This is a genomic window from Streptomyces sp. NPDC001549 (assembly GCF_042894025.1).
Lineage (GTDB): Bacteria > Actinomycetota > Actinomycetes > Streptomycetales > Streptomycetaceae > Streptomyces > Streptomyces kutzneri.
Genome location: NZ_JBIAVJ010000014.1, coordinates 153481 through 168759 on the forward strand (window position 1 = coordinate 153481; position 15279 = coordinate 168759).

Sequence of the window (15279 nt, forward strand, 5' to 3'; positions counted from 1 at the left end):
GGTGATGCGCGCGGGCGGTTCGGGCGGCGCGCCCCGAGCGGCCCGGGTCAGCGGGTGCCGCGCCGCAGGCCGTGCCGCACCACGCGCTGGCTCAGGGAGCCGAGACCTTCCAGCATCGTGGCCAGTCCGGCGAGCTGTTCCAGTGCGGCGAGCGCGCTGCCGGCGCCCTGCGGGTCGACCCCTTCGTACAGCTCGATGCCGATGAAGGAGGCGGCCGTGGCCAGGGCCAGCCCGGCCGGGTCGGCGTACCCGTCCAGCGGGGTCGCCGCCAGCAGCCGGGTGAGGACCTTCTCCAGCTCCTCGATCCACAGTCCGAGCCCGTCGGCGGTGGCGGCGGCCAGGACGGGCGAGGTCTGCCCGGCGGCCAGCAGCTGCCCGAGCAGGGCGACGTTCCCGGCGGCCCGCTCCTCCTCGTGCATGGCGCGGGCGAACTCCAGCAGTTCGGCGAGGCTGCCCAGGGCGGCGAGGCGGTCGCGGTAGCGGGCCACGCGCTGCTCGGCGCCGTACCGGCAGGCCGCGGCGAGCAGCTCGTCCACGGAGCCGAAGTGGTAGAAGATCAGGCCCTGCCCCACCCCGGCGGTGGCCGCGACGGTGCGGGCGGAGGCCTTGGCGATGCCCTGCTCGGCCAGGGTGCGCAGGGCCCCTTCGAGCAGCTTCTCCTTGGTGGCGGCGCTCATGCCCGGACCTCCTCGCGGACCGGCCGCAGGTCGCCGCAGAGTCCGGTCGCCCACCGGTCGCGGGCGTCGACGTACTGCGCGGTGAAGGAGCCCTCGTAGCCGAAGAGCGGCCCGAAGCGGCGGTTGACCACCCGCACCCGGATCCGGAACCGGCCGGTGGCGTCGTCGAAGGACTCGCGGACCTCGGCGTCGCCGCCGATCAGGTCGGGGACGCGGACGTCGACGGGGCCCTCGCGGAAGCGGTGCTCGCCGGAGCGGATGAGCAGCGAGCCGTCGGGCTCGGCGCTCATGTGCAGGTCGCTGGCGAGGTGCTGGTGGGTGCCCAGGTAGTCGAGGACGCAGTCGCGCTCGGGGCTGTGGACCATCGTGGCGTCGAAGCGGTGGGGTCCGCCGGGCAGCTGGAAGGTCCGTACGAAGGTGACGGTCTCGCGCCCGAAGGAGTCGAGGTAGGGGAGGTTCTCGATGACGAAGGGGACGTTCCGCCCCTCGCGCGGCACCAGGATGTTGCGCATCCCGCCGAGCCGGAGGAAGGGCTTCACATAACCGGGGCCGTGCCATATCCGCTCCATGGTGCCGCGGCCGATGCAGCCCTCGCCGCTCGTGAGCCCCACCGAGAAGCGGCGCTGGATCCGCGGGTGCAGACGGTCGAAGTCGGCGCCCATGTGGGCCCGGAAGATGGAGGTCATGACGGCTCCAGGGTGCTCAGCAGGCGGGGCGCGGAGGCGGGGGTGCGGCCGGGCGGGGTGCGCAGGCAGCGGCGGGCGGCCGGGGTGCCGGGCAGCGGGGGCGACAGCAGGGCGGCGGCCAGGACGAACAGGGCGATCGGCAGCGGCGCGTACAGCAGGGCGGCCACGGACAGCAGTACGCGCAGAGCGCTCTCGCCGATCGCGCGGGCGAGGGCGCGGCCCGGGGTGGTCCCGCGCTCGCACCACAGCCGCAGCCGGTCGAAGGACCAGGCGGTGGCCCAGCCCATGAGGGGGCGGAAGACCAGCCGGTCGGCGAGGGCCCCGAAGCGTCCCCAGCGCGGGCGGTAGTCGTAGCCGGTGATGAAGCGGATCCCGTCGGGGCCGGGGACGTAGCGCCAGTAGCCGCTGCCCTCGGCGAGCAGCGACAGCGGGTGCTCCGAGGCGAACCGCAGGGCGGAGACCCGGGTGCCGTCGGCGCGGTGGCGTTCCCCGGCGGAGATCCCGGTCCCGTCGACGGAGAGGAACGGCAGCACGCGGGTCGCGTACCGGAACCGCTGGGGCTCGCCCTCGGCGCGCGGGAGGTAGCCGATGGAGGTGAACCGCAGGTCCCACCGCTGGTGCTGCGCCGGATCCTGGCTGCGCTCCCAGAGCTCGTCCATGCCGGCCCGGATCCGCGTCTCGACGTACAGACCCATCCCCACCCCCCGTTTCACGAATTGAGCGATCGCTCAACCGGCACCTTAGGGGAAGTTGAGCGATCGCTCAAACCATGTCCGCCCGGCTCCCGGGCATGCGAAAGCGCCCCCGGCCTGCAGGCCGGGGGCGCTTTCGGAAATACCGGTGGAAGTGGGGCCGGTGGGGGCGGCTCAGCCCTCGGCCAGGTGCCGCTCCACCGTCTCGACCTTGGAGGTGATCCCGTCGTGGACCCCGGGGCGGATGTCGGCCTTCAGGATGAAGGAGACGCGCGGCGCCCGCTCCTCGACGGCCGCCACCGCGCGCCGGACCACGTCCATGACGGCGTCCCAGTCGCCTTCCACGGTCGTGAACATCGCGTCGGTGCGGTTCGGCAGCCCGGACTCGCGGACCACCCGGACCGCGTCGGCGACGTACTCGCCGACCTCTTCACCGACCCCCAGCGGGGTCACCGAGAACGCGACGATCATGCCTGGGCCGCCTCGCGCGCGACGCGGGCCGCCACCACACTGTCCGCCTCTTCCCGCTTGAGCAGCTTGTCGCCGTAGAGGCCGCCCAGGGGCACCACGGAGAGGACGAAGAAGAACACGACCTTCTTGAACGGCCACTTCGCCTTGTACCAGACGTCCAGCAGCAGCACCCCGTAGATCATGAACAGGATCGCGTGCAGAAAGCCCAGCGGCATCAGCAGGTAGTCGATGTCCGAGACCCGGCTCAGCAGCGAACCGAAGATCAGCAGGGCCGGGAAGGACAGCGCCTCCGGAACGGAGACGAGGCGGAGCCGGTGCAGAGCGGAGGCGGTCTTGATGTCCACGTGGAACCTTCGGGGTGGAGGCCAGGGTCCTTCCCAGTGTCTCAGCCGCTTTACGGGATCTTGACCCGACCCCTCCCGCTCCGCGGCCTCCGCGGGCGGGGCTCGGTCGCCCCCATATCTCCCCGGTGTGGCATATATCGTCCACAGGGCCCTGTTCGGGGTCGCCCGGTGCCGATAACGTCTCCCCGTGGCTCAGTTCCGACTCCAAGGCAGCAAGGTGCTGGCCGTCGACCTGACCGGGGATGCCGTGAAAGCGAAGAACGGCTCCATGGTCGCGTACGACGGGCAGATGGCCTTCAAGAAGATGACCGGCGGCGGCGAAGGCCTCCGCGGCATGGTGACCCGCCGGCTGACCGGCGAACAGATGACAGTGATGGAAGTGCAGGGGCACGGCACCTGCTTCTTCGCCGACCGCGCGAGCGAGATCAACCTGGTCAACCTGCGCGGTGAGAAGCTCTACGTCGAGTCCAGCAACCTGCTGTGCACCGACGCCGGTCTGCGCACCGGCACCACCTTCACCGGCCTGCGCGGCGCGACGACGGGCAACGGCCTGTTCACCACGACCGTCGAGGGCTCGGGCCAGGCCGCGATCATGTCCGACGGCCCGGCCGTGGTGCTGCGCGTGAGCGCCCAGTACCCGCTGTCCGTCGACCCCGGCGCGTACATCGCGCACACGGGCAACCTCCAGCAGTCCTTCCAGTCCGGTGTGAACTTCCGCACACTCATCGGCGAGGGCTCCGGCGAGGCGTTCCAGATCCGCTTCGAGGGCGAGGGCCTGGTCTACGTGCAGCCCAGCGAGCGCAACACCGTCGGGGGCGACATCTGATGCCGTTCCGCGAGATCAACTCGAAGATGGTCGAGGCCCAGGTGATCCCGGGTCAGAAGATGTACAGCCAGCGCGGCGCCATGCTCGCGTACCGCGGCGAGGTCTCCTTCACCCCGAGCCTGACCGGCGGTCAGGGCGGGGTCATGGGCATGATCGGGCGCCGGGTGGCGAACGAGCAGACCCCGCTGATGGCGGTCGAGGGCAGCGGCACCGTGATGTTCGGCCACGGCGGCCACCACATCCAGGTCATCAACCTGACCGGCGAGACCCTCTACGTCGAGGCCGACCGGCTGCTCGCCTTCGACGGCACCCTCCAGCAGGGCACGATGTTCATGGGCTCCCAGGGCGGGGTCATGGGCATGGTCCGCGGCCAGGTGACCGGCCAGGGCCTCTTCACCACCACCCTCAAGGGCCACGGCTCCGTCGCCGTGATGGCCCACGGCGGGGTCATCGAACTGCCGATCACCCCCCAGCGCCCGATCCACGTGGACCCGCAGGCCTACGTCGCCCACCACGGCGACGTGCGCAACAAGCTCTCCACCGCCCTCGGCTGGCGGGACATGGTGGGCCGCGGCTCGGGCGAGGCGTTCCAGCTGGAGCTGTCCGGCCAGGGCGCGGTGTACGTACAGGCCTCCGAGGAGAAGCTGTGAACTTTGGCCCTGTGACCGGCGGACCGGGCGGCCCGACGGTCCACGACCCGTACACGCTGCCCTCCGACGACAACGTGAACGCGTACACCTTCTGCGTGGAACTCAAGGGGAGCCAGTGGTTCCTGCAGAAGGGCAAGATGATCTCGTACTACGGGCACATCGAGTTCAACGGCATCGGCAACGGCCGCTTCGACCGCCTGCTGCGCACCAGCTTCCACTCGCCGCTGCACGCCAGTGACTGGGTGGTGGCCGAGGGCTCGGGCAAGATGCTGCTGGCCGACCGGGCCTTCGACGTGAACTCGTACGACCTGGACAACGGCAACCTGACGATCCGGTCGGGCAACCTGCTCGCGTACCAGCCCTCGCTCGCCCTGAAGCAGTCGATCGTGCCGGGCTTCCTGACGCTGATCGGAACCGGGAAGTTCGTGGCGGCGTCCAACGGACCGGTGGTGTTCATGGAGCCGCCGCTGCGCGTGGACCCGCAGGCACTGGTGGGCTGGGCGGACTGCCCCTCGCCATGCCACCACTACGACCACGGCTACATGACGGGCGTGATGGGCGGACTGCGTTCGCTGACCGGCATCGGGGGCAGCTCGGGCGAGGAGCACCAGTTCGAGTTCGTCGGTGCGGGGACGGTGCTGCTCCAGTCGTCGGAGATGCTGATGGCGGAGCAGGCGATCGGCACGGTCGGTGCCGGGGCGGCCACGGGCAACGCACAGGGCGTGCCGGGGGCCGGTCAGGGTCCGATGGGGCAGCTCGGCGTGCCGCGTATGCCGGGACAGCTGGGTGATCTCCAGCGCCGCCTCGGACTGTGATCCGCCCGACCTGAGATTTTTCGTACGCAATTCAACTTTTTAGGTAGAGTTCATTCATGGAGACCATGGAGACCGAGACGGCCGCGCTCCCCCAGACCCCGTCTGGGGGGACCCCCTGGCTGACCGACGCCGAGCAGTGCGCCTGGCGCACCCACCTGGACGTCAGCAGGCTGCTGATGCACCAGCTGGAAAAGGATCTCCAGCCCTTCGGACTCACCAACAACGACTACGAGATCCTCGTGAACCTCTCGGAGTCCCAGGACCACCGGATGCGGATGAGCGATCTCGCGACCGCCACGCTGCAGTCCAAGAGCCGGCTGTCGCACCAGATCACCCGCATGGAGACGGCCGGCCTGGTCCGCCGGGTGAATTGCGAGTCCGACCGCCGCGGCCTGTACGCGGTGCTCACGGACGAGGGCATGGAGACGATGCGACGGGTCGCCCCGCACCACGTGGCGTCCGTCCGCCGGCACTTCATCGACCTGCTGCCGCCGGAGGCACTGGCGGCGCTGCGCGCCTCGCTGACCCCGGTCGCGGAGCACCTGCGCGACAACCGCGGCAAGGTCTGAGGCCGGAGCCGTCCGGGCAGCGCGGGCCTCACGGGCTCGTCGCGCCCCGGACGGCCGTCGGCCCGACAATGGCTGGGAACGCTCGCTGCCGGCCGTGTGTCCGTCGGGCCGGCCTGAGGAGGTCCAGCCCATGAAGCGCAACGTGTTCGTCTCAGCGGCCGCGTCCGTGGCCCTGCTGGTCGCGGGCCCCGTGGCGACCGCCGCCGCGGTGTCCGCCGACATGGCGGGAACCGTCCCCGTGGCCGCCGCCCGGGCCGACGTCACGGCCGAGCAGGCCCTCGCCGCCGCCCTCAAGAACTACCCGGGTGTGGTCGAGTCCCTCGACCGGGACGGCAACGTCTGGCACGTGGACGTGATCACCAAGGACGGCAAGGGCCACGCCGAGCTGGAGGTCGACGCCGCCACGGGCAAGGTCACCCGCGAGAACGTGGACACCGACGAGAACCCGGGCGAGCACAAGGGGCTGATCGCGGCCAAGATCACCGCGGCACAGGCCGCCAAGGCCGCCGTCGCCGCCCACCCGGGCACGGCGTGGACCGTCGAATGGGACTCCGGCGACAACGGAAAGGCCCCGTACTGGCACGTCGAGGTCAGGGGCTCCGACGGCAAGACGTGGAACGCCTCCGTCGACCCCACGACCGGCAAGGTCACCGCACAGACCGACTCGGACTCGGACTCGGACTCGGACCAGAACTCCTGACGTACCCGGCCGGGCCCGGGCAGCGGCGCCGCACACGCCCTGCCGGGGCCCGGACCGGGTCTACGCCTCCGTCAGCGTCGTCAGCAGCGCGTCCGCCGCCGCGTACGGGTCCAGCTCGCCCACGGCCACTCTGGCGGCCAGCGCGTCGAGGTGCGCGTCACCGTGCACGTCCGCCATCCGCGCCCGCAGCGCCGTCACGGCGATCGTCTCGACCTCCCGGGCCGCCCGGGCCGCCCGGCGCTGGGCCAGCACGCCGCGCTCGTCCATCCACGCCCGGTGCTTCTCCAGCGCCTCGACCAGCTCGTCGATGCCCTGGCCACGGGCCGCGACCGTCTTCACGATCGGCGGCCGCCAGTCGTCCCGGCCCCGGGCCTCGCCCAGGCCCAGCATGTGGTTCAGCTCCCGGGCGGTGGCGTCCGCGCCGTCCCGGTCCGCCTTGTTGACCACGTAGACGTCGCCGATCTCCAGGATGCCCGCCTTGGCCGCCTGGATCCCGTCCCCCATCCCGGGGGCCAGCATCACCACCGAGGTGTCGGCCTGGGAGGCGATCTCGACCTCCGACTGCCCGACCCCGACCGTCTCGACCAGGATCACCTCGCAGCCGGCCGCGTCCAGCACCCGGATCGCCTGCGGGGCGGCCCAGGCGAGCCCGCCCAGGTGGCCGCGGGTGGCCATGGAGCGGATGTAGACCCCCGGGTCCGAGGCGTGGTCCGACATCCGCACCCGGTCGCCGAGCAGCGCCCCGCCCGAGAAGGGCGAGGACGGGTCGACGGCGAGGACGCCGACCCGCTTGCCGGCCTTGCGGTACGCGGACACGAGCGCCGAGGTCGAGGTCGACTTGCCGACGCCGGGCGACCCCGTCAGCCCGACCACGTACGCACCGCCCGTCAGCGGGGCCAGCGCGGCCATCACCTCGCGCAGCTGCGGGGACGCCCCCTCGACCAGCGAGATCAGCCGGGCCACCGCTCTCGGCCGGCCCTCACGGGCCTGGGCCACCAGCTGGGGGACGTCCACCGCCGTCATCTGTGCTGCGCTCCTCGGTTCTCGTACGGGATGCCTGAGGGCCGCCAGGCCCGGGGAAGGGGGCCGCCGGCCCCCGCGTCGGGGCCGGCGGCCTGGCGCCGCCTACTTGGCGACGCGGACGATCAGAGCGTCGCCCTGGCCGCCGCCGCCGCACAGCGCGGCCGCGCCGACGCCGCCGCCACGGCGCTTCAGCTCCAGCGCCAGGTGCAGCACCACACGGGCTCCGGACATGCCGATCGGGTGCCCCAGGGCAATGGCGCCACCGTTGACGTTCACCTTTTCCGGCGTCACGCCGAGGTCCTTCATTGACTGCACGGCGACCGCCGCGAAGGCCTCGTTGATCTCGATGAGGTCCAGGTCGGAGACCTCCAGGCCCTCCTTCTTCAGGGCGTGCAGGATCGCGTTCGACGGCTGCGACTGGAGCGAGTTGTCGGGGCCGGCCACGTTGCCGTGGGCGCCGATCTCGGCGATCCACTCCAGGCCGAGCTCCTCCGCCTTCGCCTTGCTCATCACGACCACGGCGGCGGCGCCGTCGCTGATCTGGGAGGAGGTGCCGGCGGTGATGGTGCCGTCCTTGGCGAAGGCCGGACGCAGCCTGCCGAGGGACTCCACCGTGGTCTCGGGGCGGATGCCCTCGTCGGTCGAGAAGATCACCGGGTCGCCCTTGCGCTGCGGGATCTCCACGGGGACGATCTCGGCCTCGAAGACGCCGTTCTTCTGCGCGGCCGCGGCCCGCTGGTGCGAGGAAGCGGCGAATTCGTCCTGCGGGGCGCGCTCGATGCCCAGGCGGGTGTTGTGCTTCTCGGTGGACTCGCCCATCGCGATGTTCTCGAAGGCGTCGGTGAGGCCGTCGTAGGCCATCGCGTCCAGCATCTCGATGGCGCCGTACTTGAAGCCCTCGCGCGACTTGGGCAGCAGGTGCGGGGCGTTGGTCATGGACTCCTGGCCACCCGCGACCACGATGTCGAACTCCCCGGCGCGGATCAGCTGGTCGGCCAGCGCGATCGCGTCCAGGCCCGAGAGGCACACCTTGTTGATCGTGAGCGCGGGCACGTTCATCGGGATGCCGGCCTTGACCGCCGCCTGGCGGGCGGGGATCTGGCCCGCACCGGCCTGCAGCACCTGGCCCATGATCACGTACTGCACCTGGTCGCCGGAGATCCCGGCCCGGTCCAGCGCGGACTTGATGGCGAAGCCGCCGAGGTCGGCACCCGAGAAGGACTTCAGCGAGCCGAGCAGCCGCCCCATGGGCGTGCGGGCCCCGGCGACGATCACAGAAGTGGTGTTGTTCGATCCGGACATGAGGCACAGCCCCTTGGATGAGGAGTGAACGAGGGTTTACGTGAATGTACTGGGCGGTACCGCAGCGGTCACCGGGCTGCCGGTGTGATCGCGCGCACGTTGCGTGACCACCCCCTTCAGGAGTGCACTGTCACCATGCTGACAAGAATCGACCACATCGGGATCGCCTGCTTCGACCTGGACAAGACTGTCGAGTTCTACCGTGCCACGTACGGCTTCGAGGTGTTCCACTCCGAGGTCAACGAGGAGCAGGGGGTCCGCGAGGCCATGTTGAAGATCAACGAGACGTCCGACGGCGGCGCCTCGTACCTCCAGCTCCTGGAGCCCACCCGCGAGGACTCCGCCGTCGGCAAATGGCTGGCCAAGAACGGCGAGGGCGTCCACCACATCGCCTTCGGCACCGAGGACGTCCAGGGGGACTCCGAGGCCATCCGCGGCAAGGGCGTCCGCGTCCTCTACGACCAGCCCCGCACCGGTTCCATGGGCTCCTCCATCACCTTCCTGCACCCCAAGGACTGCCACGGCGTTCTCACCGAACTGGTCACCTCGAACCCCGAGCACTGATGGACTACTGATGGCCCGATTCCCCGGCCGGTAGAGTGGCCATGGCTCGGCCGGGGTTCGGTGCGGAAACGGGGTCGGGGCCTGTGACCCCTGCCGGTATCTGACACCATTCCCCCGGGGGCGTCGTTCAGCGGGCGAGCGATGCTCATTGGGAGTGAGCTTGCGACCAGGGGACGGATGGGACCGCGCTGTGCGGGGCTACGAAAGCCAGGAGAGCCATCAGGCCGAAGCCGACCATCTCTCGCGCTTCGAAGCCGAGATGGAGCGGCTGAAGAAGGAGCGCGGGAAGGCCGTCCAGCACGCCGAGGACCTGGGATACCAGGTCGAGGTGCTGCGCGCCAAGCTGCACGAGGTACGGCGCGCTCTGGCGTCCCGCCCCGCCTACGACGGCGCGGACATGGGATACCAGGCGGAGCAGCTGCTCCGCAATGCCCAGATCCAGGCCGACCAGATGCGCTCGGACGCCGAGCGCGAACTTCGTGAAGCCCGGGCCCAGACCCAGCGCATCCTCCAGGAGCACGCCGAGCACCAGGCGCGGCTGCAGGCCGAGCTGCACGCCGAGGCCGTCAACCGCCGCCAGCGCCTGGACCAGGAGCTGGGCGAGCGGCGCCAGACCGTCGAGGCCCACGTCAACGAGAACGTGGCCTGGGCCGAGCAGTTGCGCGCCCGTACCGAGGCCCAGGCGCGCCGCCTCATGGAGGAGTCCCGCGCCGAGGCCGAGCAGTCCCTGAACGCCGCCCGCGCCGAAGCCGCCCGGGTCGCCGAGGAGACCCGGCGCCGGATGGCCGCGGACGCGGAGGCCGCCCGCGGGGAGGCCGAGGCCACCCTGCTGCGTGCCCGCAAGGAGGCCGAGCGGCTGCTGACCGCCGCCTCCTCGCAGGCCCAGGAGGCCAGCGAGCACGCGGAGCGGCTGCGCTCCACCACCACCGCCGAGGCCGAGCACACCCGCCAGCAGACCCTGGATCTGGGCCGGCTGGCCGAATCCCGCGTGCAGGAAGCGGATTCCGCGCTGCGCGAGGCCCGTACCGAGGCGGAGAAGCTCCTCTCGGAGGCGAAGGAGAGCGCCACCCGGCAGCTGACGTCGGCGGAGTCCGTCAACGAGCAGCGCACCCGCACCGCCAAGGAGCAGGTCGCCCGGCTGGTCGGCGAGGCCACCAAGGAGGCCGAGGCCCTCAAGGCGGAGGCCGAGCAGGTCCTGGCCGACGCCCGCGCGGACGCCGAGCGGCAGCGCACCGAGGTCGGCGAGCAGGCCCGTACGGCCGCGGCCGAGGACATGGCGGCGCAGCTGGCGAAGGCCGCCCGCACCGCCGAGGACGTACTGAACAAGGCCTCGGAGGACGCCCGGGCCACCACCCGGGCCGCGTCCGAGGAGGCCGAGCGGATCCGCCGCGAGGCCGAGACCGAGGCCGACCGGCTGCGCCTGCAGGCGGCGGCCACGGCCGACGAGCTCAAGGGCGCGGCGAAGGACGACACCGAGGAGTACCGGGCCCGCACGGTCGAGCTCCAGTCGGAGGCCCGGCGGCTGCGCGGCGAGGCCGAGCAGCTGCGCGCCGAGGCCGTCGCCGAGGGCGAGCGGATCCGCGGCGAGGCCCGCCGCGAGGCCGTCCAGCAGATCGAGGAGGCGGCCCGGACCGCCGAGGAGCTGCTCGGCAAGGCCAAGGCGGACGCGGACGAGCTGCGCGGCGGCGCGACCGCCGAGAGCGAGCGGGTGCGCGCCGAGGCCGTGGAACGGGCCGGCACGCTGCGCAAGCAGGCCGAGGAGACCCTGGAGCGGACCCGCGCCGAGGCCGAGCGGCTGCGCGCCGAGGCCGAGGAGCAGGCCGAGGGCGTACGGGCCGAGGCGGACGCGGCGGCGGTCGCCCGGCGCCAGGAGACCGAGCAGGCGCTGGCCGCCAAGCGGGCGGAGGCCGACGAGGAGCTCGTACGGCTGCACACGGAGGCCGAGACCCGGCTGACGACGGCCGAGCAGACGCTGCGTGACGCCCGCGGTGCGGCGGAGAACATCCGCCGGGAGACCACGGAGGAGAACGACCGGCTGCGCGCCGAGTCGGCGGAGCGGATCCGCACCCTGCAGACGCAGGCGGAGGCCGAGGCCGACCAGCTGAGCACCGACGCGGCGCAGGACGCCGGCCGGGTGCGCGCCGAGGCCGAGCAGTCCGCCGTGCGGCTGCGCGGTGAGGCCGAGGCCGAGGCGGAGCGGGTGCGCTCCGAGGCCCAGGAGACCGCGGACCGGCTGCGCGCGGAGGCGAAGGCCGCCGCAGAGCGGGTCGCCGAGGAGGCCGCGGAGGCGCTGGCCGCCGCGCAGGAGGAGGCCGCCCGGCGCCGCCGGGAGTCCGAGGAGACCCTGGCGTCGGCGCGGACCGACGCGGACAACGAGCGGGCCCAGGCCCGCGAGCAGAGCGAGGAACTGCTGGCGCAGGCCCGCAAGCGCTCCGAGGAGGCGCAGGCCGAGGCGGTCTGGCTGACCGAGGAGGCCGAGCGGCGCGCGTCGGAGGTCGTGTCGGCGGCGGAGGCCACCGCACAGCAGGTACGGGACTCCGTGGCCGGGCTGCACGAGCAGGCCGAGGAGGAGATCGCCGGGCTGCGCAACGCCGCCGAGCACGCGGCGGAGCGTACGAAGACGGAGGCCGAGGAAGAGGCCGGCCGGGTCCGTGCGGACGCCTACGCGGAACGGGAGCGGGCCACCGAGGACGCCAACCGGGTCCGCAGCGAGGCGCGGGCCGAGACGGACGCGGCGAAGGCACTGGCGGAGCGTACGGTCGGCGAGGCCATCGCCGAGGCGGAGCAGCTGCGCAGCGACACCGCCGAGTACGCGCAGCGGGTGCGTACGGAGGCCACGGACGCGCTGGCCGCCTCCGAGCGGGACGCGGCGCGTACCCGGGCCGACGCCCGGAACGACGCGAACCGCATCCGCGGCGAGGCGGCGGAGTCCCTGGAGTCCGCCCGCGCCGAGGGGGCCCGGATCACCGCCGAGGCGGCGGCGGAGGCCGAGCGGCTCACCGAGGAGACCCGCGCCGCGAACGCGGCCACCGTCGGCGACGCCGAGGCGGAGGCCGCGCGGGTCACCGCCGAGGCGGCCGAGGCCGCCGAGGCCACCCGCACCGAGGCCGCGAACACCCTGGACGAGGCACGGGCCGACGGCAACCGGCTGCGTACCGAGGCCGCGGAGCAGGTCGACCGGCTCATCTCCGAGGCCGCGGCGGAGGCCGACCGGCTCACCGACGAGACCCGCGCCGCGAACGCGGCCACGGTCGGCGAGGCGACGCTGGAGGCCGAGCGGCTCACCACCGCGGCGGTCCGGCTCAAGGCGCAGGCTGCCGAGACGCTGGCGAGCGCCGAGCGCGACGCCGCGCGGATCATGGTCGACTCGCGTGCCGAGGGCGACCGTCTGATCGACGAGACCCGTGTGGCCAACCAGGCCACCGTCGGCGAAGCCGCGGCGGAGGCCGACCGGGTGCGCGCCGAGGCGGCCCGGGTGCTGGACGAAGCCCGCGCGGAGGGCGGCCGGATCATCGGCGAGGCCACCGCGGAGGCGGACCGGGTCACGGTCGCGGCGAACGAGACCCTGGCGGGCGCCGAGCGCGACGCCGAGCAGACGCTGGACGAGGCGCGCGCCGAGGCGAACCGGCTGCGTACCGAGGCGGCCGAGCAGGCGGACCGGCTCGTCACCGAGGCCGTCTCCGAGACGGAGAAGCTCACCGAGCAGACCCGCAAGGACAACGAGCGCACGGTCGGCGAGGCGGCCGCCGAGGCCGAGCGGCTGCGCGCGGACGCGTCGGAGGCGCTGTCCTCGGCGCAGGAGCACGCGACCCGCACCCGGTCGGAGGCCGAGCGGGTCAAGGCGCAGGCGGCGGCCGAGGCGGAGCGCACCCGCGGCGCGGCCCGTACCGAGTCCGAGCGACTGCTCGACGAGGCCCGCGAGGCGGCCAACAAGCGCCGCAGCGAGGCCGCGGAGCAGGTCGACCGGCTCATCACGGAGGCCTCGGCGGAAGCCGAGAAGCTCACGGCCGATGCGCAGAAGCAGGCCCTCGCCGCCACCACGGCGGCCGAGGAGCAGGCCGACGCGATGGTCGACGCGGCCCGCAAGGAGGCCGTGCGGATCACCTCCGAGGCGACCGTCGAGGGCAACTCCCTGGTGGAGAAGGCCCGTACGGACGCGGACGAGCTGCTGGTCGGCGCGCGCACGGACGCGGCTGCCATAAGGGAACGGGCGGAGGAGCTGCGCGGCCGCGTCGAGGGCGAGGTCGAGGAGCTGCACGAGCGGGCCCGCCGGGAGTCGGCCGAACAGATGAAGTCGGCCGGCGAACGCGTGGACAAGCTGGTGCGCGCCGCCACGGAGCAGAGCGTCGAGGCCGAGGCGAAGGCCAAGGAGCTGGTGTCGGACGCGAGCAGCGAGGCGGGCAAGGTGCGCATCGCGGCGGTCCGCAAGGCGGAGGCGCTCCTCAAGGAGGCCGAGCAGAAGAAGGCGGAGCTGGCCCGGGAGGCCGAGAGCGCGCTCGCGCAGGCCAAGGCGGAGGCGGAGCAGCTGGTCGAGGAGGGCCGCCGTGAGCTGGAGGTCCTGGTGCGCCGTCGCGAGGACATTCAGGCGGAGATCTCCCGTGTCCAGGACGTTCTTGAGGCGTTGGAATCATTCGAGGCGCCTTCGAGCGGCGGAAAGCCGGCGGTCGGCGGCCAGGGTGCGGGGGGAGTGAAGGCCGGAGTGACTGCGGGATCCACTCGTTCGGGTGGCAAGGCGTCGGAGGGGTAGCCAAATGCTCCGGGGTGTGTGCACCTGATGAAGGTTCAGGCGAACGAGTGACAAGCATTCTGCTGCCTTGCCACTCAAAAGGGGTGTCATTGTCCAGATCAAACGCGGATTGACTCGATGACACGCCGCCTGGGCGCCTAGGATTCCCCTAACACCTCACGTAGCACCTCATCGGTCTCATTCGACAGGAACCCCATGAGCGACACTTCCTCCCCCTTCGGCTTCGAGCTCGTGCGGCGTGGTTACGACCGTGGTCAGGTGGACGACCGCATTACCAAGCTGGTCTCCGACCGCGACAGCGCCCTTGGACGTATCAACTCTCTGGAAAAGCGGATCGAGGAGTTGCACCTCGAGACGCAGAACGCCCAGGCCCAGGTGAGCGACGCCGAGCCGTCGTACGCCGGCCTCGGCGCCCGGGTCGAGAAGATCCTGCGGCTGGCCGAGGAGGAGGCGAAGGACCTGCGCGAGGAGGCCCGTCGCGCGGCCGAGCAGCACCGTGAGCTCGCCGAGTCGGCTGCCCAGACCGTGCGCAACGACGCCGAGTCGTTCGCCGCCGACCGCAAGACGAAGGCGGAGGACGAGGGCGTCCGCATCGTCGAGAAGGCCAAGGGCGACGCGTCGACCCTGCGCGCCGAGGCCCAGAAGGACGCGGCCTCCAAGCGCGAGGAGGCCGACGCCCTCTTCGAGGAGACCCGCGCGAAGGCCGCCCAGGCCGCCGCGGACTTCGAGACCAACCTGGCCAAGCGCCGTGAGCAGTCCGAGCGCGACCTGGCCTCCCGCCAGGCCAAGGCCGAGAAGCGTCTCGCGGAGATCGAGCACCGCGCCGAGCAGCTGCGCCTGGAGGCCGAGAAGCTGCGTACGGACGCGGAGCGCCGGGCCCGCCAGACCGTGGAGACCGCGCAGCGCCAGGCCGAGGACATCGTGGCCGACGCCAACGCCAAGGCGGACCGTATCCGCAGCGAGTCCGAGCGCGAGCTGGCGGCGCTCACCAACCGCCGCGACTCGATCAACGCACAGCTGACCAACGTCCGCGAAATGCTGGCGACGCTCACCGGTGCGGCCGTCGCGGCGGCCACCCCGATCGTGGACGACGAGCCCGTCACCCGCGGCGTGCCGGCGCAGCAGAGCCGCTGATCATCTACGGGCGGGGCACACCACGCCCCATGTGCCCGATCGAGGGCCCTATGTCATCTTTTGAGGTGGCATAGGGCCC

The 15279-nt window shown here is 72.4% G+C and carries 15 protein-coding genes; 8 read left to right on the forward strand and 7 right to left on the reverse strand.

Translation table 11 applies throughout. The features are described 5' to 3' along the window. Window positions 1-47: 47 nt before the first annotated feature. From ACFY04_RS23215 to ACFY04_RS23235, 5 genes are all read right to left on the reverse strand, one after another. A complete protein-coding gene (locus ACFY04_RS23215; protein WP_389119264.1) occupies window positions 48-677 on the reverse strand; it encodes a TetR/AcrR family transcriptional regulator in 630 nt (209 codons plus the stop codon). After that, window positions 674-1363 carry a DUF4166 domain-containing protein gene (locus ACFY04_RS23220; protein WP_266482533.1) on the reverse strand — a complete coding sequence of 230 codons (690 nt, stop codon included), beginning with the start codon at window positions 1361-1363 and terminating at the stop codon, window positions 674-676. The genes ACFY04_RS23215 and ACFY04_RS23220 overlap by 4 nt, the downstream gene beginning before the upstream one ends. Next, window positions 1360-2058 (reverse strand): hypothetical protein, encoded by a 699-nt coding sequence (locus tag ACFY04_RS23225; protein ID WP_389119266.1) that lies wholly within the window; start codon window positions 2056-2058, stop codon window positions 1360-1362. The genes ACFY04_RS23220 and ACFY04_RS23225 overlap by 4 nt, the downstream gene beginning before the upstream one ends. 171 nt (window positions 2059-2229) lie before the next feature. Further along, window positions 2230-2526, reverse strand: a complete 297-nt coding sequence (locus ACFY04_RS23230; protein WP_252309841.1) for an MTH1187 family thiamine-binding protein — start codon at window positions 2524-2526, stop codon at window positions 2230-2232. Further along, window positions 2523-2870 carry a DUF3817 domain-containing protein gene (locus tag ACFY04_RS23235; RefSeq protein WP_389119267.1) on the reverse strand — a complete coding sequence of 116 codons (348 nt, stop codon included), beginning with the start codon at window positions 2868-2870 and terminating at the stop codon, window positions 2523-2525. The genes ACFY04_RS23230 and ACFY04_RS23235 overlap by 4 nt, the downstream gene beginning before the upstream one ends. A gap of 187 nt (window positions 2871-3057) precedes the next feature. Here ACFY04_RS23235 and ACFY04_RS23240 point away from each other — a divergent pair, with 187 nt between their 5' ends. The 5 genes from ACFY04_RS23240 (at window position 3058) to ACFY04_RS23260 (ending at window position 6430) form a co-directional block, all read left to right on the forward strand. Then, on the forward strand, window positions 3058-3696 hold the full coding sequence (locus tag ACFY04_RS23240) for an AIM24 family protein (RefSeq protein WP_030009698.1): 639 nt from the start codon (window positions 3058-3060) through the stop codon (window positions 3694-3696). Further along, the gene (locus tag ACFY04_RS23245; protein ID WP_030009699.1) at window positions 3696-4346 is read left to right on the forward strand and encodes an AIM24 family protein; all 651 of its coding nucleotides are present in this window, start codon (window positions 3696-3698) and stop codon (window positions 4344-4346) included. Before ACFY04_RS23240 ends, ACFY04_RS23245 begins: the two co-directional genes overlap by 1 nt. 11 nt (window positions 4347-4357) lie before the next feature. Continuing rightward, entirely contained in the window at window positions 4358-5161 is an 804-nt protein-coding gene (locus ACFY04_RS23250) for an AIM24 family protein (protein WP_389119331.1), read from the forward strand. 65 nt (window positions 5162-5226) lie between these two features. Next, complete coding sequence (locus ACFY04_RS23255; RefSeq protein ID WP_030009701.1) at window positions 5227-5730, forward strand: MarR family transcriptional regulator; 504 nt, start codon at window positions 5227-5229, stop codon at window positions 5728-5730. A gap of 130 nt (window positions 5731-5860) precedes the next feature. After that, entirely contained in the window at window positions 5861-6430 is a 570-nt protein-coding gene (locus ACFY04_RS23260; RefSeq protein WP_389119269.1) for a PepSY domain-containing protein, read from the forward strand. A gap of 60 nt (window positions 6431-6490) precedes the next feature. On the opposite strand, the gene meaB is transcribed toward ACFY04_RS23260, so the two are convergent. Both meaB and ACFY04_RS23270 read right to left on the reverse strand, forming a co-directional pair. Beyond that, window positions 6491-7453 carry a methylmalonyl Co-A mutase-associated GTPase MeaB gene (gene meaB, locus ACFY04_RS23265; RefSeq protein WP_389119270.1) on the reverse strand — a complete coding sequence of 321 codons (963 nt, stop codon included), beginning with the start codon at window positions 7451-7453 and terminating at the stop codon, window positions 6491-6493. 102 nt (window positions 7454-7555) lie between these two features. Then, window positions 7556-8755 carry an acetyl-CoA C-acetyltransferase gene (locus ACFY04_RS23270; protein WP_389119271.1) on the reverse strand — a complete coding sequence of 400 codons (1200 nt, stop codon included), beginning with the start codon at window positions 8753-8755 and terminating at the stop codon, window positions 7556-7558. A gap of 135 nt (window positions 8756-8890) precedes the next feature. Here ACFY04_RS23270 and mce point away from each other — a divergent pair, with 135 nt between their 5' ends. The 3 genes from mce (at window position 8891) to ACFY04_RS23285 (ending at window position 15200) form a co-directional block, all read left to right on the forward strand. Next, complete coding sequence (gene mce / locus ACFY04_RS23275; RefSeq protein WP_008738238.1) at window positions 8891-9319, forward strand: methylmalonyl-CoA epimerase; 429 nt, start codon at window positions 8891-8893, stop codon at window positions 9317-9319. Window positions 9320-9509: 190 nt separating this feature from the next. Beyond that, a complete protein-coding gene (gene scy, locus ACFY04_RS23280; protein ID WP_389119273.1) occupies window positions 9510-14066 on the forward strand; it encodes a polarized growth protein Scy in 4557 nt (1518 codons plus the stop codon). 195 nt (window positions 14067-14261) lie between these two features. After that, the gene (locus ACFY04_RS23285; protein WP_389119274.1) at window positions 14262-15200 is read left to right on the forward strand and encodes a cellulose-binding protein; all 939 of its coding nucleotides are present in this window, start codon (window positions 14262-14264) and stop codon (window positions 15198-15200) included. The last annotated feature ends 79 nt before the right edge of the window (window positions 15201-15279 follow it).